The following is a 20950-nucleotide window of genomic DNA, read 5'->3' on the forward strand; positions in this document are numbered from 1 at the left end:
TTGATCCTTGGTCTACACTATTCCTGTATATTACAATTTTCATTACCTTACACGAAACGGAAACCGTGGTCAAGGAGATAATTATCTATCTGGAATTCATCCAGAGACATGAACGATATTTTGATTTCAAAATAATTAAACTTCGTTGTTTTCCATATTGCATAAGGAATGGCCAAATTTTAGGACGTATACGCCTGCGAAAACCCAAAACAAAGCGGACAAACCGAGGCGAAATGTCCCAAATACGAATCGCTTCCTGCTTTACTCCTTTGGGCAACTCATTGGAGAAAAGAAAGCGGTTAAGCGATCGTGTAATAACTCCTGTTATCGCTTCAATCGTGCTGACATCCATCACAATGATCGTATCAGAGCGCTGGAGCCGCTCCGTAAAATAATAATCATGATAATTCCCTTCGATGATCCATTCTTCCTTTTCGAGCACTTCGCCCAGCTGTTTGAAAAATTGTTTATCCGTGCTCCGCTTCCACTCGGGTCCCCAATACAAATCATCCAGAGAGATGTACGGCAAATGAGTCCACTTGGATAGACGTTTGGCAAAAAAGGTTTTGCCGCTCCCCGGCGAACCGATCACGATAATACGTTTGGCGTGCTGCACAGCAAAAATTTCGTCATTCACCCTCCGATGTAAGGGCAGCATTGCATAAATCAGTCGATAAAGCGAACCTACCACGAAAGAACCTCCCTTTAAAAACATATACAGGAGGAACAGCGGCAAAAAAACGATAGCGTATTTTACACTGTTCATCAAGCGACCTGCTCCTTTTACAATTTCAGCAACAAAAAGTAGGTTAGATTCTCTTCTTTATTTATGTATCTTTCTCCTTAAAATACATACCCTTAAAAAACACAAAATTTTGCGGATGCATGCCGTACAGCTCCTTGAACATGGAATGAAGATTATTTAGAGAAATGGTCTCTGAAACCGTCCGATCCGTTTGAATGGTCAAGGCCACACAGCTGATTCCGAATTGACACACTTGCTCCATAGGGTATCCTTGGATAATTCCATATATCATTCCGGCAATAAATGCATCATCTGCGCCCGTGACATCCATAACTTCCGGAACTGGGTGCATAAAAATTTGTCCATGAAATCCATCCTGCGAGGCAAACAAAACACTGTCTGCTCCCCGAATAAGAATTACATTTTGAACCCCGAGTTGATGAAAAATCCGGGTTGCATCCAGCATTTGCTGATCATCCTTAAGTTCTATTCCCAAATAGGATTCAGCTTCTACCTGGTTACATACCAGCCAACCCACCCCATTCAAATTTCGAGGAAGCCTTCTCATTTTGGAGGCGGACACTGAAGAAACGACGAGCGGAATCCGATGTTCATGGCATAGCCGTATGGTGGATGCAATTACGTTCATAGAGAAATTCGTGTCCAACAGCACAAGTCGGGACGAGGCGATCAAAGGAGTATTTTCAAAGATTACTGAAGGACGGATCTGATCATAAATCTCCATTTCTGCTGTCGCTACAATCAGCTCCCCACGTTCGTCCAGCAAAGCAGTGTAAACCCCGGTTGACGGTTCACCTTTGACTTGCAGAGGAACCACTTTCATATAATGTCTAGACTGCTCGACTATAAATTCACCTTCCGCATCATCCCCAACTGCGGTTAACAGGCTGACCTGTTGGCTTAGCCTCCCCAAATTTTCGGCAACATTGCGAGCCACCCCACCGCAAGATTGCTGCCTGGTGCTGCTCGGGTTGGAGGTGTGAAGCTGAAATGTACCTTTAAGCATAATTTTACGGTCAAGATTGGCCCCCCCGATACATAGTATTTTTTGTCTAGAAGGCCAAGGCTCGTCCAGTTCATTTTTGTGAATCTGTTTTAATTTCATCATTTGACTCCTTTCGCAAGTCTATTGGCATTGGATGTTTTAAATTTGTACAGAAATAGGCACTATATAAAATTAACATGTTCCAAATGTCAAATTCTCAAGAATAATGTCGATTGCATTAAAAAATCACCTATTCGTAAAAATACCAGCCATTTTACGAATAGGTGATTTGATTAAAAATACAGCCTAAATCCTTCGTTACGATATGCTATTTCAAAATAAATAGAGCAGCTCCATGAGGAGGTACCTCTGCGGACAGCTCTTGCTCTAAAGTGCCCAGATTCACACGATTCCATAAGTCTCTGCCACTTGTCTGTCCTTCAATGTCCAGGTCTTGCAGCGATACACAGACCCGCGAAGCTTCGTCTCCAGCATTAAACAAAGCCGCATATACATGACCTTCCACGTTATGTGAAGTCCAGACGATATGTTCATCCTTTCTGTACACCTGCCGGGCATCCAAACCGTTGCGGTGAGCATCCAGCACCTCTTCATTGGTCAGCAGAGAAAGCGTCCACGCATCGTTATCCCGCAGTTCTCCCCCAAACATTAGAGGGGATCGGAAAATACTCCACAAGGTCATCATCGTCAGTTGTTCATCCTTCGTAAAGCGTGTCCAGCGGTCATGGCTACCGGAATCTACAGAATCGACCGAGCGAATACCCAAATGACCCAGTGGCAGCATGTCGCAATCCGGCCAATGGCCCTGGCCCACGTGCTCTGCCCACTTCTCGCAGCGCTCAAACATGCCGTGCAGCAAAGGCCATACATCCCAGAAATCGTCGGTCATGCGCCACATATTGGCGTTGGCGATTAATTCGGATGCATGCTCCAGCGGTGCCGGACCTGGCGACAGACTCAAAACCATCGGACGTCCGCATTGGGCGATGGCCTGCCTAATCAGTTCAATTTCCGCCAAATGAGTATCATAGAGTCGTGAAGCTGCGATGTCATCCACCTTTACAAAATCAACACCCCATTCCGCATAGAGGTCAAACAGCGAATTATAATATTCCTGTGCGCCTTCCTTGGTAGCATCTACCCCATACATATCTGTATTCCAGGGACAAATGGAGTTGGGATGTGCAATCTGTCTCGCAGTTGCCTGGGTTCCCAAAATCGGCGTATCCTGATGTACCGCCTGTCTCGGAATGCCTCTCATAATATGTATACCGAATTTCAAGCCCAGACTGTGTACATATTCCGCAAGAGCCTGGAAGCCACGTCCATCCGCTGCGGAAGGAAAACGATTTACCGCTGGAATGAGACGTGAAAATGAATCCATTTCCAGCGGAACAAATGAGCGATATTGTGAAGAAACAGCTCCCGGCTCATACCACTGAATATCTACCACGACATATTCCCAACCGTATTCCTTCAAGTGCTCTGCCATATACTGCGCATTTCCCCGTACTTCTTCCTCACGCACCGCTGCGCCGTAGCAATCCCAGCTATTCCACCCCATAGGTGATGTATGCGCTACCAAATGATGCTTCATTCCGATTCATCCTTTCATCATAAGAATACTCATCCTGCTGCCAAAATCCACCTCGTCACTACGGTATTATTATAATGTAAACCCTTACTTTTGTCGCTCGTCACCTGCCTCTTTATTTTCCAGTCCCCCTTTTCATACAAATTAGTTGACTAACTTAAAGAATGTGGTACATTTAAAATTGGTTGTAAAAAAACTTTGACTTGAATCAGAGGGTGATTTTACGTGTGCGAGCATGCTTACAGAATTTTGTTGTTTTACAAATATGTCAATATTGAAGATCCTGCCACCTTTACAGCAGAGCATCTGGCTTACTGCAAGGAGCTGGGCGTCAAGGGAAGAATTTTGATTGCTCAGGAAGGAATTAACGGAACACTGTCTGGTACGGTAGAGCAAACCGAGCAATACATCCGTGATTTGCGCGCCAATCCGAAATTCCACGATATGGTTATTAAAATAGATGAGTCTGACGGTCATGCGTTCAAGAAAATATTTGTACGCCATCGTCAGGAGTTGGTTACGCTACGTCATGAGGATGAGCTGGACCCTAACGAAATCAGTGGCAAGCGTTTGTCACCGAAGGAGTTTTATGAGCAGCTTCAAGGTGAAGATGTGGTTGTGCTGGACGGACGTAACGACTATGAATATGACATCGGTCATTTCCGTGGCGCCATTCGTCCGGAAGTCGAATCTTTCCGTGAGTTTCCACAGTGGATTCGCGACAATATGAGTCAGTTCAAGGACAAGAAAATACTGACGTATTGTACTGGCGGAATCCGGTGCGAAAAGCTGTCCGGTCTTCTGATCAAAGAAGGCTTTGATGATGTGGGCCAGCTGGATGGCGGCATTGTAACCTACAGCAAGGACCCGGAGGTCCAAGGTCGTTTGTTTGACGGTAAATGTTATGTGTTTGATGAACGCATCTCGATCCCGATCAACCATACCGACGAGGACGTTATTGTCGGCACGTGCTTCCATTGTGAATCACCAAACGATCACTATATCAACTGTCCGGTGTGCAATCTCCAGCATATCGTATGTCCGGACTGTGAAGAGCAGCATCAACATTATTGCTCTGATGAGTGCCGGACCAAAGCGGAAACCGTTGCTTCTGCATAAATCAGCAAGATAATTGCTTTTATTGTAAAAAAGGGATGTTCCTATTAGCCTTTCAACATGGCTGTGGACATCCCTTTTGTTGTACACCTCGGTGCATTACATAGAATAACTACCACAAGCTTCATAGTATTTGCCTATGACCTTGATCGTATTTTCATCTTGGACGGGCTCAAAAGCTGCGCCTTATAATGAAAAATGTCATTACAAGAAAGGATTGGTGGATTTCATGATTCAAATCGTACTTTCAACCCTTCTATCCGTTATCGTTCCACTGTCCATTCCGGTGATCGCCGGGTTTTTACTCGGCAAATTCATGAAGCTGGAAACGAAACCGCTCTCGACTTTATACTTATATTTTTTAAGTCCCGCGATGATTCTGGACACGCTGCTCAAGGCACAGCTTTCTTTGCATGATGTGGCGCAAACTGCCGCCTTTTCGATCTTGAATCTGCTGCTGTTATGGGGAATTGCGCAGATTGCAGGGAAAATGTTTAAGCTAAGCGCCCCTGAAACGGCCGGACTCACCTTAATCTCCACGCTGACCAATAGCGCAAATTATGGCCTGCCCCTTATTTTACTTGCCTTTGGGCAGCTTGGATTGGATAAAGCCTCTGTATATGTTGTCATCCAGATAATTCTGGTCAATACCCTTGGAGTTTACTTTGCAGCCCGCTCTGAGTTTTCCGTTCAAAGCGCCGTTAAGTCAGTATTCTCGCTGCCTGCGATCTATGCAGCTTTACTCGCCCTGGGGCTTCGAATGCTAGATTGGCATCTGCCCTCAGGCATACAAGCGGGCGTTTCGATGATTGCTGCCGCCTATTCACCAGTCGTGCTGGCAATCCTTGGAACCCAGATGGCTTATGTAAAAATATTCAAGCTGGAGCCGTCTATTAAAAAAGCCAGCTACGCAGGACTCATCATCCGGCTTCTGCTCTCTCCGCTTGCGGCCTGTCTTGCCATGCTGATACTGGGGATATCAGGCCTTTTGTTCTCCGTGCTCTTTATTCTGGCTTCCATGCCTGTTGCCGTGAATGCTGTCATCTTGGCAGAAAAATTCAATGCATCGCCCAAACTCGTGTCCACCTGTATCCTGTGGAGCACTTTAGCCTCATTCCTGATTTTGCCTATCCTCATTATGATCGTAGCATGATAACTAGAAAAAAAGACTCTCTAGGGTGTAGTGAATCCAGTATGCAGCCTGCTGTCGACTTAGGCTGCATACAATTGATTAGCGTATTCGTGGAAAACTGATCCAGCCCAGCAGATTTAATCTTGATTTTTTTCCCTTTTCCCGGATTTGTCCCATAAATTCTCCAAGAAATCGTTCCCACTTTAAACCTATTTCTTTTTTCGCGCTATCGTTTTCAAGCACGCATCTTACACTCTGGTTTAAGGCAGATTCCAAGTGCGATAAGGCTTCGCGTAAATGATTATCTATACTTTGTTCGTTCATTTATCCGTTCTCCTCACTTTTGGGTATTGTCAAGCAATGAGATTTCTTGGTCAAGCTGCTTTTTCATTCTTTCAAATTGGGCTTCGGCAACGATATCTTCCACTTCTTGCCGGGCTAATTCAATGAAAGATTTGCTCCGATTGATCAAGTTGGCTCCACCTTGCATACCAGCTTCGGCAAGAGGGCGGAAAGTAGTTTTAGCAATAGGAAGCAAAGCAGAAGCGGCAAAAGCGAGCGCAGTGCCAATTACAATTTTATCCATGTTATTTTGCAGCATTGTGATCCTCCTGGTAATTAAGTATTACTGCGGCCGTTAAGCCGCAGCATAGGTTTGGTTTGCAGGCAAAGCGCTGATTGCTTGCTTTTTTGAAATTAGAGCCAAAATCGGTTTGGACAAAAGAGATACCGATCCGGCTACGCCAAGGATGGGAATCCAATATTTCAGCGGCAGACTGGCGGTATGGAAAAATCCGGCCAATGGCGGGATATACAGTGCTCCTAGCAAAGCCAGCCAAGAAACGCAGAGAGCCCCGATCAAAAAGCGATCTTTCGTCCAATCGCGCACTGTTTCTTCAGAGCCTTCCTGTCGCCACGAAAAGGTTTGGATCAACTGCCCTGCGACCAATGTTGCAAAAGCAACGCTCTGAGCGATAGGCATTGGCGTACCGACTGCAAGGCTTGCAGCAAATAAGCCGAGCGATCCCAATCCCAGCAAAACCCCTCTTGTAATCACTTTCTGGTACAGGTCTTTATCGATGAAATCGGTTCGTTTCTGCTGCTTCGTTTTCTGCCCTGGATTTACAGCTAGAACCATTGCTGGCAAAGCATCGGTCAACAAATTCATCAGCAGAATTTGAATAGGAACCAGAGGGATCGGCAATCCAACCATCACGGCAACGCTGGTGACGATAATCTCGGCCAGATTTCCGGTTAACAGACAGCCGAGTGCCTTACGAATATTGCCGATAATGGTTCGGCCTTCTTTGACCCCCTCTAGAATCGTGCCAAAATGATCTTCCGTTAGCACCATATCCGCAGTTTCCTTCGTTACTTCCGTTCCTGTTCTTCCCATTGCGATACCAACGTTGGCTTGTTTGATAGCAGGCGTATCGTTGACACCATCGCCAGTCATGGCAACGATTTGTCCTCCTTTTTGCAGCGCTGTTACAATGCGAAGCTTATGCTCAGGCGTGACCCGGGCAAAAATGGATACCTGGTCCACAATTTGGCTCAACTCTTCGTCTGATAAACGGTCAAGCTCATGCCCAGTTACAACACTCTGCGCATCACTGTAAATTCCGAGTTGCTTCGCGATGGCAATGGCGGTAATCGGGTGGTCACCAGTAATCATCACAGGTTTTAGCCCAAGTGCAAAAGCTTCCTGAATATTTTGTTCTACTTCAGGTTTGGGAGGATCCATCATGCCGGTCATGCCGACATAAATTAATTCACGTTCGTCATCAATGGACTCGTTATCGATACTCTCATCCAAAGGTCGATACGCGAAAGCAAGCACACGCAACGCTGCCGCTGAAAACTTTTCATTTTGCTGTATAATGTGCTGCTTCTGTTCTTCAGATAGAGGCAATATTTCTCCGTTCTTTTGATATCGATTGCAATGGCGGAGAATCGTCTCAACAGCCCCTTTGGAAAAGAGATAGCATTCCTGTTCCGCCTGAACATCCTTGCAAACCACGCTCATTTTCGCGGTTTTAGAATCAAATGGAATTTCATGCCCGCGATGCCAATGGGTCATATCGTTAAGCCACAGTCCGTTTTTGGCTGCAAGGGTCAAAAGCGCGCCCTCAGTCGGATCCCCTTTGGTCATCCACTGTCCTTCCTGCTGCTCAAGCTTGCTGTTGTTGCATAGCAAGCAGATTTGCAGCAAGCGAGTCAAATCAGGATGGGCTGAAGGGTTTTCGTAACTTCCTACATTTTTGAGCCCTGCCGCTGCAGCGGCAGCCTCTGGAGCAAGCTCCTCCAATGCTCCCGTCGGTTCGTAACCATCGCCTGTTACAGTCCACGCGCGATCCGCGGTAGAGAGCGCTTTTACCGTCATTTCATTTTTAGTTAACGTGCCTGTCTTGTCTGTGCAAATAACCGTAGTCCTTCCTAATGTTTCCAGTGAGGAGAGCTTTCGGATCAGCGCGTTTTTCTTCGCCATACGGAAGATGCCTGCGCTGAGGGCAATAGTGATGGTAACCGGAAGCCCTTCAGGGATGGCAGAAGCCGCCAGTGTGATCGAAGTCGAAATCATTTGTGGAAAAGGGATGCCACGGAGCATACCAATTGCGAATACGATCCCTCCAACGATAAGAGCGCCTTTCACAAATTTTTTGCTAATTGACGTTACTTTTTCCTGTAAAGGGGTTACTTCTTTTTCCTGCTGCTTCAAAAGCGACATTAAATGCCCCATCTCGGTACTCATCCCGGTTTGTACAACAATACCAATTCCCTTGCCTCCGCACACGTCGGTTCCCATGAAGAGCATGTTGGTTCTCTCAGATAAAGCACAATCCTCTGGCAAAGAGGACTCATTCTTTTCGACGGGAAGAGATTCCCCGGTGAGGGTCGACTCGTTGGCTCGCATGTTCCATGAGTTAATTAACCGGATATCCGCTGGAACGCGGTCCCCTGCTTCCAGGGAAACGATATCGCCGGGCACCAATTCCACAGCATTTAGCTCTACGTGCTGGCCTTGTCTGATGGCCTTACATACTGGGGGTTGAAATTGATTCAGCTTGTCCACAACTTTTTCCGCTTTGCGTTCCTGAATCGTTCCAATAGCAGCATTCGCGAGCAGGATTGCCCCCATTGCGAGTCCATCGAATACTCCCCCCGTAAGAAAGGCCAATGCACTTGTACCAAGGAGGATCAGCGTTGTGAATTCCTTGAATTGGCCTAAATATGAAATGAGCCAAGGAGTAGGTTTTTTACTCTCAAGCCGATTTGAACCATATTGGTTTCTTATAGAAAGAACCTGATCAGAGGTCAACCCGCTTTGCAGGTTGGTTTGTAACTTCGCGATGATTTGTTCGTTAGGTAGTTGATACCAGGCAAAAGCTTCGGAGGCGACCGCAGCCTCGTTCTTATACGCCATTTCCGGTGGAGATGGCAAGGCTTCACTCCTGTTTTTCGTTCTGGATATAAACACAAGCGATAAAGCATCTCCGATCAAATTGATCACTGGAGCACTGATCATGCCTAATGTAGCAAAAACGGACCCTATAATATTCCATTTTTTAGCAATTGAAGCATGCTCGTTTACGATTTGCTCTGTTTTCTCGGCGTACATAGCACTTTCCTGTATATGTTGCAGCTCATGAATGGAAATCGTCTGGATTCCTGCTTTTTTATAAAACTCATTGAGCGGATTTTGCTCCAGACCGGTGACAAATAAAACCTCTTCGCCATGCTGCTTGAGCTCAGCAATCCGTTCAATCACTTCGCCTTGTTCAAACGATGACCAGCTTGTATCCATTCGGTATTGGGAAAGCTCGTCAGTACTGATATGAAGGCTGTTATGCAACAGACCAAGCCGCCAGCCTTTTTCGCTGAGTGAAAAGGCGGCAGAGCCATATTCATTGACCGGTGATAGCCGATGTCTGGCAATTAACCCAAGACATTCGCCTTTGGCATCCCCCTGGCTTCCGACCAAAAGAACGTCGTATTCTTTTCTGGCAAGCCTCTTTGATTTAAGCTCATAGAAACTGCAATCAATACCGTGTTCCTCCATGTATTTGTAGCTGCCAATGATAACCTGTCTATCATTGACTTTTCCTTTTATACCCTGTGGCTCTTCTTTCACATGAAAAGCTGTGCGGATCGTCCGGCAAGTCCGTTTCGCCTTGCTGAACACCTCTTCTTTCCAAGGATGTTCTGTTTTCTCCATTAATGAAGCTGCCAAACAAATCGCTTTATCCGCATCTTGCTCCTTCTCCACCATGCATTGAATTTCTTCAATCTCTGTACGGTTAAACAGGAGTGATGCATCTTCGAATAAAATCGTTTTCGTTCGAGCGAGTTGGGATAATGATCCTTTTTCCGGAATCACGTATTTTCTTTCTCCTGAAACAAGCTCGGCCTGTTTCCAGGCATGCTCAGCAGGTACGGTCATCACCCGCGGATTTGCTGCCAGAAGCACAGCGATTGCACGAAGCGGATTCCGGGTAACGGCCCACGTCATTCCGGCTGCAATAAAACCTAATCTGCCTGCTTTATCGCTATATGTTTGAATTTCCGGTGACAAAGAAACCTCTTGCTGTCCATTTAATGCAGTGCAGTTTCGCTTCCAGTTCACATATTGCAAAATGCTGAGTCCGGCAAGCACTACAAGATTTTCGCGCATAAGCGCGAGAGCGAGAGCGCTTGTACCTAAAATGAGATCCGAGTTTATTTTTTTCTTTTCCGAATAGGTCTGAATTCCTCTTTTGAGAAAAGGGTAGCCGGTTACGACAGATACGAGCGCCGATAAAAAGAACGGCGCCGGGCTTCTTGCCAGGGCTGAACGTCCGAAAAAGACCTGCTTGATTCCCAGCACGGCTAAACCGCTCATGGAAATAGCCAATGCAATGGGGATTTTTCCTCTTGGCTCGCCCGTATTGGTCTTAGGTGTCGTAGGGATCATCGGCAGATCACAAGGAATATCCAATTCAATCTGGGTAGCGGCAGCTTCCCGCTCCGCTTTCTTCGACCCGGTAGCCTCGTTTTGGATATCCGGGCGGGCTGTTAGATTGGCCGAACAAATCCGATCTTCTGTTTCACGGAGTATATGGAAAATGTGCTGCTCAGAAACAAGCTTTACATCGTAAAGAAGCAGCACTCTGCCCGTCACAGTACAGGGTTCCGCTCTGGAAATTCCACTACAAGCGGACAGACTTTTGGATAAAAGCTCTGCGCCAGCTTTGCTTCCCTGCAAACCGTAAATTTCCATCCGTATCCTGCCAGGAAGGACATGAAGAAACCTGTTTTTGTTTCGCAGCAATACCATATTTAACCCCTCTTCCATATCAAAAGCCAAAATCAACTTTGCTTATGGTTAACAATAGTTAGCAAAATATGCATTTTATTTTCTAAATGTAATCTAGTATAAAATTCTTATTTAAAGGAATTATTTTACTAACAACTTTTTAAGGAGAGTGTATTGTGGTTAAATCACCGCTCGGTATTATTTTCGCTGCTGCGGCCGTAGCACTTGCTGTGTCCCCCGAAGCCCGAAAAGCCGCACGCAAACTTGCCGTTAAAGGAGCTGGAATTGTGCTTGAGCTCGCGGATCAAGTCAAAGACAGCACTAGAGAGCTACAGTCCGCAGAAGCAGTACAAATCGAAGAAAAGAATACAAATGAAAATAATTAAAAAACGCATAATGGGGAACTAATATTCGGGAGTAACAAAAAATCAAATAAAGGAGTGATCAGCATGCTTCAAGGCGGTTCATTATGGGGAGGTCTTATCTCCGGAGGTATAACCCAACTGCAGAATACCATTAGCTTGACGAAAGGACAAATGGATAACAAAGATTATATGGTTCATACGTCGGGGAATTTGACAGGAGCACTCGGCGTCATGGCCGGTATTGAGTATGGGGCTATCCTTGGAACTTCGTTGCTGCCAGGAGTAGGGACAGTCCTTGGTTCCGTTGTTGGTGGGTTGTTAGGGAACAGTATGGGCCAAACAGTTGGAATGCAAGCAGGCAATGTGCTTCTTAACAATCGTTTGGTCAGCAACATGACACAGTACGCATCGAAAGTAACCGAGTCCATAACGAGCCCGGTCGTGGATGCAATGCAGACGACAGCATCTCACGAATAAATAACAAAATATCCATATAACTCGCTAACTTCGTTTAGCGAGTTTTCCCCATTTTAAAAACGAGAGGAACCTAACAATTATGACTAAAAACGAACATGAGAATATTCCCGACACGATCACGATTCGCCTTAGCGCCACATGGCAATTGTTCCAAAAAATACGGTATTTATTATTTAGAAAAAAAGAATAAGCAGATGGAGGCATACGCTGTGAACTATATTAATCGTGAAATAAGCTGGCTTCGATTTAACAGACGTGTTCTTGAGGAAGCGCAAGACGAAAGCACTCCTCTGCTGGAGCGAACAAAGTTCATATCGATTGTTTCCACCAATCTGGATGAGTTTGTCAGTGTCAGGGTCGCAGGACTCATGGATAAAATTAGAGCGGGCAATCAAGAGATCGATTTCACTGGCTTTACCCCGCAACAGTTACAAAATAAAGTAATCGCCATGATTGAGCAATTAGTAGCAGATCAGTATGCAACCCATGCACGGATTATTCAACTGCTAAAGGCAGAGCGCCTTGTTTTTACTGCTTATTGCGAGCTTAATCCTGCTCAGCAGAAAGAAATGGAAACCTATTATCTTGAAAAAGTATTTCCCGTGCTAACTCCTCTAGCTATCGATAAAAGCCGCCCTTTTCCTCTGATTCGTTCGAAAAGTGTATATTTGGCCGTCGGTTTGAAGCCGCCTTCCGATGCATCGGGCAAGGACTGTTATATTGCCTTGGTTGAAATTCCGTCCAATCTGCCTCGCTATATTAAAGTTCCGTCTCTATCAGATCATGATGATTGGCAGTTTATTTTGCTCGAAGATTTGATTAAGCAGCATATTCACACTTTGTTTACTACGTATACGCCTGTTACTTTCCATACATTCCGTTTAACTCGAAATGCAGACCTTGATCTAAACGAGGAAGAGGCTGAAGATATCCTTGATGAAGTGGAGAAAGTATTGCGCGCAAGAAAATGGGGCACTCCGATTCGTTTGGAAATAGAAAAGGGATTTGATCCATTTGCACTGGAATTACTAGAAAAAGAACTGGAAATTGAAAGCCAGTTTTTAATTACGAATGATGGACCTATTGACTTAAGCTACTTCATGTCATTCGCCAATTCGATCGAGGGTTATGAGCATCTCAAGCATTCGAGATTTGATCCTCTTTATCCGCGAGAGTTTACGAAGACAGACGATTTTTTTTCAGTGCTGCGGAAAAGAGATGTTCTCTTATTTCATCCGTATGAATCGTTTGACGTTGTTAACGATTTTGTCGAACATTCTGCTGCCGATCCATCAGTTATGGCTATTAAAATGACCTTGTATCGCGTAAACGGTAATTCACGGATTATCCGATCTTTGAATCGAGCTGCCGAAGCAGGAAAGCAGGTCACTGTAGTCGTCGAATTGAAAGCACGGTTCGATGAAGCCCGAAATATCGAATGGGCAAAAGAATTGGAAAAAGCAGGTTGCCATGTCGTTTACGGCCTGCCCGGGTTAAAAATTCATGCCAAAATGATTTTGGTTGTACGTAAGGAAGCGGATTCTCTTAGACGTTACATTCATGTTGCCACCGGAAATTACAATGAAGTATCGGCGCAAATATTTACAGATATCGGACTGTTCTCTTCCTATCCGGAGATCGGCGAAGATGTCTCCAGCTTATTCAACAAAATTACGGGATTTTCCGCCCCGAGCCAGTGGCATTACCTCAGTGTAGCTCCGGCGCATTTGAAACAACGGTTGTTGGGCTGCATTCAGCGCGAAGTGGAAAATGCCTTGAGCGGCAAACCTGCAAGGATTATAGCCAAAATGAACTCGCTATCGAATAAACAGTTGGTCGACGAACTATATTCCGCTTCCCAGGCAGGCGTTCGAATTGATCTGATCGTTCGTGGCATCTGCTGCTTGCGTCCAGGAATTCCCGGACTGAGCGACAATATTACCGTTCGCAGTATTGTCGGCCGATTTTTGGAGCATTCCCGAATTTTTTATTTTGAGAATGCCGGCACGCCCCAATTGTGGCTATCCAGTGCGGACTGGATGACCAGAAATATGGACAAGCGGATTGAATTAATGTGCCCGCTATTGAATGAAGAACATCAATCTGTCGTCATCCAATATTTATTGCTGTTGCTGAACGATAATATTAAAGCCCGACAGCTGCTTCCCGATGGACAATATGTTATGGCGCACAATGAACAGCCCCCCTGCCGTAGCCAGTCAGAGGCCAAAAATCTGGTAGTAAGGAAAAACAACTCTTTTCCTATTCAAAACGACTGCATAACCCCGTTGGCAGCCTCTGCATACCCAAACGAGTCAGACCTGATTCACTGACTGTTATCATCTCCTGTTTGGTATTGCTTAATAAGATTGTTCAATTTATCCAAAAGATGTGGCGCCATATCCAAAATCTTGTCGTATACAGTAGGAGAGTTATCCAGGTAGATTGTTTGAACGCCCATTTTGCCGATTATTAAAATTGCGAGAGGTGTTACGGACACACCTCCGCCCATACCTCCGCCGAATGACGGCGTCACCCTTGCGGCTTGCTGATTGCGCCTTTCCCAATCGCTTCCACCTGCCGCAAAGCCATAGCTCACTTTACAAACCGGTATGATAATGGTGCCGTCAGACACCGTAACCGGTTCTCCAAGGGTCGTATTGACGTTCATCATGTCCTCTAAGTGATCTTTCGCCGTTTTTACAAAAGATTGTAATGGATGCTCTGACATTCATTCACCTCTCTACAATGGTTCTCTTATGTCATTGTAGTCAGGAATGAAAAAGAATAAACTGCATTGACTCTCTACACCATAGAGAGCCATGCACGATCCTGTCTCCACTCCACCTGCACCGGTGTTTCAAAAAAATCGCTAAGCGTTTCACTGCTCAGAATATCAGTCGTTTTGCCTTTGGCAAAAACGGTACCCCGGCGTATCAGTATGGTATGCGTGTACATAGGTAGAATTTCTTCTATGTGATGCGTGACATACAGCAAATTCGGCGCACCCGGCGACTCGGACAACTGACGGATACTAGTTAGTAAAGCTTCCCGGGAAAAGAAGTCCAGTCCGTTACACGCCTCGTCCAAAATCAGCAGCTTGGGCGAGGCCATCAGCGCACGGGCAATAAGCACTTTTTGCTTTTCCCCCTGTGAGCACCCCTGATACAATCGGTCCACGAGGTGAGCACAGCCCAGTTGGGTCATGAGTTGTACGGCCTGCTCATAATCTGTATCCGTTGTTTGATCATAAAGTCCAATGGAGGCAAATTTGCCGCTAATGACAACATCCTGCGTGCGCTGACTGCCATTGATTCTTTCCTGTAAAGAGGAACTGACCCAACCGATGGATTTGCGCAGTTCCCTCAGATCCACATCCCCGAAGGTATGACCCAGCACACCGACACTGCCTGTAGTTGGCCATATGTAACCATTAATTATGTTAAGCATCGTTGTTTTGCCTGATCCATTCAATCCGAGTACAGCCCAATGCTCTCCTTCGGCTACTTGCCAGTTAATTTGATCCAGTATGGTGCGATTGTCCCTTTTCCAGCTTACATTGTTAAGTTCAATGACAGAATTCATGTTTATCCTCCTATTGATCATATCATCTGATGTTTATGAGCATAATAAAAAATCACTTTTACTACGTTAATCTTCACTTTCGTATTAGAATAGCACAGGGTTGCAGGTTGTTCAATTCTAAATTCACTGTGTAAAATTTTAATAGTAACAGAAACGAAACCATGACTAATAGCCCACTTTCTGCTCACCCATACATACGGGAGCAAAAAGCAGGCTGTTTCGTTGTTTTATGATTTGGATTTTGAAGCGATAAAGACCGATTTATGAGGCAGTTTATTCGCTATTTCTCTAGGAAGGCTCAGATTCGTTGCTAATACATCAACAGGGTTCCCAGCCAGCCACTCACTCAAATCAATGGCTTCGTAATGACCGCTGTTAAAGCCAATCAAAATGCGGCATACCTCAGAACCGATATTTTTAATATAATGTCCGGCTCCCATGGGTACATACCCCACATCTCCGGCTTCAAACTGCTCTGTCACTGCATTCCCTTCAGCGAGAAATACAGTCATTTCTGCATTACCATCCAAATAATATTGCCATTCATCCGCATTGGGATGCCAGTGCATTTCTCGCAATCCGCCCGGCTCCAGCTCAATCACAGATCCTGCCATAGTCGAAGAAATCGGAAAATCTTCTACCGTAACCGTCCGCTGTGTCCCTCCGCCCGGTGCCAATCTGGGCTGTTTGGCCATTAAAGGATACCGATGTTTAGTGATCAGATCGGAAGAAACGCGAGGATATGCATTATGAGAATCGTTAGAAGGTACAGGTCCTTTTACAAAATAGGCTTCCTTATCTGGCAAAAGAGCCAGTTCGTCGGCTGCAAGTCCCAGATTCTGCATGAGAACCTCCGCAGGAGTCTGAGCGATGAAATCCGTTATGCTGAACGTGTGGTCCTCCGAAAAATCTCCATTATCAAAAATCAGTATAAAATGACACTCACCAGGACCAAGACCTTGAATTGAATGACCATAACCACGAGGAAAATACCAGACATCACCGGGATTGAAAATATCGACATATGAAGAACCGTCCGGATGGATAACCGTTGTCCGACAGGAGCCGCTAATCACATAGGCCCATTCAGCCGCATTAGCATGCCAGTGAAGCTCACGCATTCCACCCGGCTCCAAACGCATAGAAACCCCTGCTATTCCTTCCGATACAGGAAAATCATGGACCGAAGCCCCACGTGTGATACCTCCCGGTCCGGTTCTGGGTTCCTTTTTCTCCAAAGCATACTTAAATGATTTCATAGCCGATTCCTCCTCCAAATCATTTTATATGTCTATATTTACTTATTATAACATATCTATTATATACCTTTAATGTTAATGAAATAAAATTCATTCATTCTTTATCAACAGGATGTTTGATTCGATCCTTATATTCATCAAAATATATACTTCCATTAGAACTGATTACAGCATAATTGATGTTTTCAATCGAAAGCCCCTTCTTTTTTATCTGGGAATGTAGCCACTCTGTTGTAATGTCATTGTCCTTCAAATTAGCTTCAATAATGCTCCCATCCATAATCAATTCAATAGGAAAAATATGCTCGGAACGATCGTCCAAATGCAAATCTTTTCTGGTTACAGGTTTACTTTCCCACTTGGGTAATACGGAAATGGCTCCATTCATTTCGAGTACGGCATAGTGAACGTCTTGAATATTAAAAATATTTTTACTTCTTAGCTCCTGATTCAGTGTATCCAGTGTAATCTTAAGCTTTCTCATATTGCTCTCCAAAATTTTTCCTTCCTGAATCAACACGGTTGGTTTTCCCGAAAGCCAGTCCCTCAGTTTCCGGTTCTTCATGGCAAAAAACATCAGCAAGTAAGAAATTCCGGTAAATACAAGCAGGGATGTTAGTAAAATCCTTATACTTATTGTGTTATTAAAGGCAAGATTCGCGGTAATGGCCCCCAATGTAATGGCAGCCACAAAATCATGGTAGGTCATTTGCGCAATAGTCGATTTGCCCAATATACGTGCTATAAGCATCATTAGGGTAAATGCGGATATTGACCTTAACAGGGTTTCCCATAGTTCCATATATCAAGACCTCAGTTCTCATTGTTTTAATATAGCTTTTCCAATTCCACTTTTCTCATTACATTCATTTTCGATCAGCAATAAAACAGGAAAATCGAGTATGTAAAAAGGATGAATCGACAAGGCATTCATCCTTTTATTTCTCCATTCAGAGCTACAGTCACCGGAGTAATTCCTCGCTCATGAACTTTTTGCTTTTTTAGAGTCTATTTTTTTAGCCTTATCCTCATTCTTATTTCTATCTTTATCCTTATTTTTATCTTTGCTTGGAACTGTAGCCTTTCTCTTTTCATTGGCCAGTCGCCAATAGCTTAAAACTTTGCGGTACATCGACTTATCCTTTAATTGATTAAAAATATACGGATCAGGCTTCGTATTCACTTCAATAATCCATGGGGTAAAGGTGCGCTCCAGTCCAATGTCCACTCCAATTTGACGGAAATTCGGATATGTTTTTTGCAGTTGTGTGGCAATGGTAATGCCCAGGGCATTCAGCTTCTTTATCAGCTCAGCCTGCTTGCTTTGAGATAAATGGGTCTTTAGCAGCTCCGCCAGTGCCATCGGCTTACCGCCGCTATGATAATTGGTTACAATTTTACGAGGATGACCTAGCCGGCCAATAATTCCGGTAGATTCCCATGGACCTTTTGCATTGCGCTGCACCATGACCCGGATATCAAAATAACGCTTCTGATGGCGTAGTAAATGGATTCCCTTTTGAATGAGATAGCTTTTCTTCCCCGTTTTTTTCGACAGGCTGGCATGTAGTGCCTCTACATTTTTGAACTCCAAACGCTTTTCCTCATGTTGATAGGCAAAACGCTGACCTTCCTGCTCTACTCTCATTACACCTTTACCGAATGTACCTCGGTCGGGTTTTACATAGACCATACCGTACTTCTCCAGCATTGACTTCAAATTGGCTTTGGTATATTTCCGGGTATCCGGCACAAACGGCTTGATGCCACGATGCGGGAGCAGCAATTTGGTCTTATGCCACTTGCTGCGCAAAGCCTGTGCTTGTGAAGATTTCACTTGCTCCTCTCCTCTCTAATCTCAGGGTAGAACGCTCCTGTTAAAAAAAGATCAATCCATCGTATGCACCAACTCCCCATCCGAAAGCTACATCAGCCCTGTGCTGCTTAGAAATAGACGACTGGCCTTGCCCGGTCGGGTTCGCCTGACCAGGCATACGATATTGTAAGACGCCAGACGCGTACATTTGCATATATAGGGAGTGAATAGCATGTCAGCGCAATCGGATGGGCCACGGAAGGGTTCCCTTGCAATCGATGTTCTGATTCCTGCAATTGATAAAGATATTGCCACATTACCGCTGGTGATAGACAGTCTGCGCCGTCACGTACAGCACCGAATTGGAACGATTTATATCGTTTCACCGCAAAGCACTGGAATTCGTCGACTGTGTACCAGCAAAAGCTGTACATTTGTAGACGAAAAGACGGTGCTGCCCATCACAAAAAATCATATTCGTTACGGTACAGCACGCTGGGACCGCTCAGGCTGGCTATATCAGCAATTGCTCAAAATGAACGGCGATAAAATTAGTAAAGCTCCTTTCTTTCTCGTCATTGATGCGGATACGATTTTGATTCGTCCACATGCGTTTCGGAAGGACGGCAAAACGATATTTTACTATCGGAGCTGGAGCCAGCCTGAGTATTTCCGCACCTACCGCAAGCTGATGGGCGTGAAAGCTCCCTCGCCGAAGTCCTTTGTTACTCACTATATGCTGTTTGAAAAAGCGCAGCTCACCCGCCTCAAGCAGGTTATTGAGGCCCGTCATGGAAAACCTTGGTATAACGCGATTATCCAAAGTATAGACCGGAAAAAGCAGTTTGGTTTTTCCGAATATGAGACGTATGCCAACGATCTGTACAGCAAGCAGCCCTCTCGGATGATTTTGCGCAAGTCACTTAATAAAGCGCTTCATAGTCGGGCTTCTTCCCTCTCGCAAAAACAATTGGATGCCTTTGCTAAAAGCCATCGTTCTTTATCCTTTCATCAACGTAAGGTATATCAGATCGTTAAAAAGCAACAAAATTCCGCAAAATGATTCGTTCCACAATGAATCTGTATCAAAGGAGGAAGTGCCTGTGCACATCGTATTGTTATGCGGTGGTGCTGGAAAACGGCTGTGGCCATTGTCCAACGATATCCGCTCGAAGCTGTTTCTCCGGCTGCTGCCTGCCCCTGACGGGCAACAGGAATCTATGCTCAGTCGGGTGGTTCGACAGCTTACTATAGCCGGGCTGGATTCCTCTGCCCTGCTGCTGGCTCATCGGAGCCAGGTAAATTTAGCATTTCGCCATACGGAAGGACGTCTGCCCGTTCTAGGCGAACCGGCCAAACGGGGAACCTTCACCGCAGCTGCACTGGCAGCTGCTCATTTTCACGCCAGAGGCGTGGGACTGGACGAAATTGTTTGTATCGCTCCAGCGGATATGTTTGCGGGGGAGGATTTCTTCCACAGTGTAGCGGCACTCTCCAGTCTGTTGCTGGATAGTGGAGCCGATCTTGCCATGCTTGGGACAAGGCCTACTCATCCCTCCGACCAATACGGCTATATCGTTCCAGATCAGGGAGGGATAAAGAAAGGGAATATCTCCTATGCGTCAGTAGCCGGCTTCACAGAAAAGCCGGATCGCACGGGAGCGCAGCAGCTTATCAGCCAAGGTGCGCTCTGGAACTGCGGCATTTACGCTTTTAAGCTGCGGTATATGCTGGCCTGCATGGAGCGTAGTAATTTGCCGCTGAACGACAAGGCATTATGCGTGATGTATGACAGCCTCCCTGTTCGCAGCTTTGACGAGGAGATTGCGGAGCGTGCCGAGCGTGCCGTCGTTCTCCCCTACGAGGGTGAATGGCGCGATATCGGCAGCTGGCAGGCATTATCAGAGCAGCTTGGCAACCGAGTGATTGGACGTGGTCAGATCAGCGGTCCCGCTCATGGCACCCATATCGTCAATGAGCTGCCCTATCCACTCCATGTCATTGGCGTGGAGGATATTATTGCTGCTGCCAGCCCTGACGGTATCCTCATTGCCGCCAAGAGTCATGCCCACGCGATCAAGGAGAAGCTGGGAACACTTCTGCTACGCCCTATGCATGGTGAAACCGCTTGGGGCAGCTACCGGGTGCTGGACGAATTTGATCATCGGAGTTTGAACGATATTCTTGCCATACGCTTGACAGTTCTGCCAGATCATCGCTTAAACGGCCATTGTCACGGCAGTGGGCTGAAAGTGTGGACGATCGTTTCCGGCCGGGGTGAGGTCATGCTAAACGGAGAACGCTTTGCAGCGGCAAGCGGTTCAGTCTTTCGTATACCGGTTGATACGTATCACGCGATCCGTGCCGATATGGATAGACCATTGGAGCTGATCGAGGTTCGTCTGGGGGAAAGCTTGGTCACCGCCTTCTATAAATCCGAATCCTGACGCATAGATATGTCACATGAATGGCAAATAAAAAAATCGCTTTTGAGTATGGGAAAGGAGAATCCCTTGCTTCAGAAGCGATTTTTATTTTGTA

Annotated in this window: 18 protein-coding genes; 7 read left to right on the top strand and 11 right to left on the bottom strand. The window is 45.6% G+C overall.

Features of this window, described 5'->3' with window-relative positions; all coding sequences use genetic code 11:
- Positions 1–85: 85 nt before the first annotated feature.
- From ABH897_RS14860 to ABH897_RS14870, 3 genes are all read right to left on the bottom strand, one after another.
- Positions 86–766: a P-loop NTPase family protein gene (locus tag ABH897_RS14860; RefSeq protein ID WP_283655905.1), complete on the bottom strand. Its 681-nt coding sequence runs from the start codon at positions 764–766 to the stop codon at positions 86–88.
- Positions 767–827: 61 nt separating this feature from the next.
- Positions 828–1871, bottom strand: a complete 1044-nt coding sequence (locus tag ABH897_RS14865; RefSeq protein WP_404592308.1) for a carbohydrate kinase family protein — start codon at positions 1869–1871, stop codon at positions 828–830.
- 208 nt (positions 1872–2079) lie between these two features.
- Positions 2080–3369 carry a glycoside hydrolase family 27 protein gene (locus tag ABH897_RS14870; RefSeq protein ID WP_404592310.1) on the bottom strand — a complete coding sequence of 430 codons (1290 nt, stop codon included), beginning with the start codon at positions 3367–3369 and terminating at the stop codon, positions 2080–2082.
- Between the two features lie 222 nt (positions 3370–3591).
- Between ABH897_RS14870 and trhO the strand changes: the two genes are divergently transcribed.
- Both trhO and ABH897_RS14880 read left to right on the top strand, forming a co-directional pair.
- A complete protein-coding gene (gene trhO / locus ABH897_RS14875; RefSeq protein WP_404519038.1) occupies positions 3592–4485 on the top strand; it encodes an oxygen-dependent tRNA uridine(34) hydroxylase TrhO in 894 nt (297 codons plus the stop codon).
- A gap of 226 nt (positions 4486–4711) precedes the next feature.
- Positions 4712–5635, top strand: a complete 924-nt coding sequence (locus ABH897_RS14880; RefSeq protein ID WP_283655901.1) for an AEC family transporter — start codon at positions 4712–4714, stop codon at positions 5633–5635.
- Positions 5636–5713: 78 nt separating this feature from the next.
- Here ABH897_RS14880 and ABH897_RS14885 read toward each other — a convergent pair whose 3' ends face one another.
- From ABH897_RS14885 to ABH897_RS14895, 3 genes are read right to left on the bottom strand one after another with little or no spacing between them, the layout of a single operon-like run.
- The gene (locus ABH897_RS14885) at positions 5714–5938 is read right to left on the bottom strand and encodes a hypothetical protein (protein WP_044646003.1); all 225 of its coding nucleotides are present in this window, start codon (positions 5936–5938) and stop codon (positions 5714–5716) included.
- 13 nt (positions 5939–5951) lie between these two features.
- Entirely contained in the window at positions 5952–6215 is a 264-nt protein-coding gene (locus tag ABH897_RS14890; protein ID WP_283655900.1) for a DUF5132 domain-containing protein, read from the bottom strand.
- Positions 6216–6251: 36 nt separating this feature from the next.
- Positions 6252–10928 (bottom strand): cation-translocating P-type ATPase, encoded by a 4677-nt coding sequence (locus ABH897_RS14895; protein ID WP_404592368.1) that lies wholly within the window; start codon positions 10926–10928, stop codon positions 6252–6254.
- A gap of 155 nt (positions 10929–11083) precedes the next feature.
- Here ABH897_RS14895 and ABH897_RS14900 point away from each other — a divergent pair, with 155 nt between their 5' ends.
- From ABH897_RS14900 to ppk1, 3 genes are all read left to right on the top strand, one after another.
- Positions 11084–11293, top strand: coding sequence for a hypothetical protein (locus tag ABH897_RS14900; protein WP_044649175.1), 210 nt, complete (start codon positions 11084–11086; stop codon positions 11291–11293).
- 63 nt (positions 11294–11356) lie between these two features.
- Positions 11357–11749, top strand: coding sequence for a hypothetical protein (locus ABH897_RS14905; protein WP_283655898.1), 393 nt, complete (start codon positions 11357–11359; stop codon positions 11747–11749).
- Between the two features lie 194 nt (positions 11750–11943).
- The gene (ppk1, locus tag ABH897_RS14910) at positions 11944–14082 is read left to right on the top strand and encodes a polyphosphate kinase 1 (RefSeq protein ID WP_404592312.1); all 2139 of its coding nucleotides are present in this window, start codon (positions 11944–11946) and stop codon (positions 14080–14082) included.
- On the opposite strand, the gene ytfJ is transcribed toward ppk1, so the two are convergent.
- From ytfJ to ABH897_RS14935, 5 genes are all read right to left on the bottom strand, one after another.
- Positions 14076–14480 (bottom strand): GerW family sporulation protein, encoded by a 405-nt coding sequence (ytfJ, locus tag ABH897_RS14915; RefSeq protein ID WP_283655896.1) that lies wholly within the window; start codon positions 14478–14480, stop codon positions 14076–14078. The two genes, ppk1 and ytfJ, sit on opposite strands and share 7 nt — an antisense overlap.
- 74 nt (positions 14481–14554) lie before the next feature.
- Positions 14555–15334, bottom strand: coding sequence for an ABC transporter ATP-binding protein (locus tag ABH897_RS14920; RefSeq protein ID WP_404592314.1), 780 nt, complete (start codon positions 15332–15334; stop codon positions 14555–14557).
- 227 nt (positions 15335–15561) lie between these two features.
- The gene (locus tag ABH897_RS14925; RefSeq protein WP_404592316.1) at positions 15562–16593 is read right to left on the bottom strand and encodes a cupin domain-containing protein; all 1032 of its coding nucleotides are present in this window, start codon (positions 16591–16593) and stop codon (positions 15562–15564) included.
- A gap of 94 nt (positions 16594–16687) precedes the next feature.
- Positions 16688–17395: a DUF421 domain-containing protein gene (locus tag ABH897_RS14930; protein ID WP_283657884.1), complete on the bottom strand. Its 708-nt coding sequence runs from the start codon at positions 17393–17395 to the stop codon at positions 16688–16690.
- Between the two features lie 180 nt (positions 17396–17575).
- The gene (locus ABH897_RS14935) at positions 17576–18430 is read right to left on the bottom strand and encodes a YheC/YheD family protein (protein ID WP_404519043.1); all 855 of its coding nucleotides are present in this window, start codon (positions 18428–18430) and stop codon (positions 17576–17578) included.
- 211 nt (positions 18431–18641) lie between these two features.
- Between ABH897_RS14935 and ABH897_RS14940 the strand changes: the two genes are divergently transcribed.
- On the top strand, positions 18642–19472 hold the full coding sequence (locus tag ABH897_RS14940; protein ID WP_404592318.1) for a DUF6492 family protein: 831 nt from the start codon (positions 18642–18644) through the stop codon (positions 19470–19472).
- A gap of 40 nt (positions 19473–19512) precedes the next feature.
- Positions 19513–20856, top strand: a complete 1344-nt coding sequence (locus tag ABH897_RS14945; RefSeq protein ID WP_404592320.1) for a sugar phosphate nucleotidyltransferase — start codon at positions 19513–19515, stop codon at positions 20854–20856.
- Positions 20857–20950: the final 94 nt, after the last annotated feature.

The sequence above is a fragment of the Paenibacillus sp. RC73 genome, assembly GCF_044908085.1.
Lineage (GTDB): Bacteria > Bacillota > Bacilli > Paenibacillales > Paenibacillaceae > Paenibacillus > Paenibacillus terrae_A.

What these genes read in the sequence shown, in the direction of transcription:
- ABH897_RS14860 (WP_283655905.1), bottom strand. Translation starts at nt 766, where the DNA reads ATGAACAGTGTAAAATACGCTATCGTTTTTTTGCCGCTGTTCCTCCTG.
- ABH897_RS14865 (WP_404592308.1), bottom strand. Translation starts at nt 1,871, where the DNA reads ATGAAATTAAAACAGATTCACAAAAATGAACTGGACGAGCCTTGGCCT.
- ABH897_RS14870 (WP_404592310.1), bottom strand. Translation starts at nt 3,369, where the DNA reads ATGAAGCATCATTTGGTAGCGCATACATCACCTATGGGGTGGAATAGC.
- ABH897_RS14880 (WP_283655901.1), top strand. Translation starts at nt 4,712, where the DNA reads ATGATTCAAATCGTACTTTCAACCCTTCTATCCGTTATCGTTCCACTG.
- ABH897_RS14885 (WP_044646003.1), bottom strand. Translation starts at nt 5,938, where the DNA reads ATGAACGAACAAAGTATAGATAATCATTTACGCGAAGCCTTATCGCAC.
- ABH897_RS14890 (WP_283655900.1), bottom strand. Translation starts at nt 6,215, where the DNA reads ATGCTGCAAAATAACATGGATAAAATTGTAATTGGCACTGCGCTCGCT.
- ABH897_RS14895 (WP_404592368.1), bottom strand. Translation starts at nt 10,928, where the DNA reads ATGGTATTGCTGCGAAACAAAAACAGGTTTCTTCATGTCCTTCCTGGC.
- ABH897_RS14905 (WP_283655898.1), top strand. Translation starts at nt 11,357, where the DNA reads ATGCTTCAAGGCGGTTCATTATGGGGAGGTCTTATCTCCGGAGGTATA.
- ppk1 (WP_404592312.1), top strand. Translation starts at nt 11,944, where the DNA reads ATGGAGGCATACGCTGTGAACTATATTAATCGTGAAATAAGCTGGCTT.
- ytfJ (WP_283655896.1), bottom strand. Translation starts at nt 14,480, where the DNA reads ATGTCAGAGCATCCATTACAATCTTTTGTAAAAACGGCGAAAGATCAC.
- ABH897_RS14920 (WP_404592314.1), bottom strand. Translation starts at nt 15,334, where the DNA reads ATGAATTCTGTCATTGAACTTAACAATGTAAGCTGGAAAAGGGACAAT.
- ABH897_RS14925 (WP_404592316.1), bottom strand. Translation starts at nt 16,593, where the DNA reads ATGAAATCATTTAAGTATGCTTTGGAGAAAAAGGAACCCAGAACCGGA.
- ABH897_RS14930 (WP_283657884.1), bottom strand. Translation starts at nt 17,395, where the DNA reads ATGGAACTATGGGAAACCCTGTTAAGGTCAATATCCGCATTTACCCTA.
- ABH897_RS14940 (WP_404592318.1), top strand. Translation starts at nt 18,642, where the DNA reads ATGTCAGCGCAATCGGATGGGCCACGGAAGGGTTCCCTTGCAATCGAT.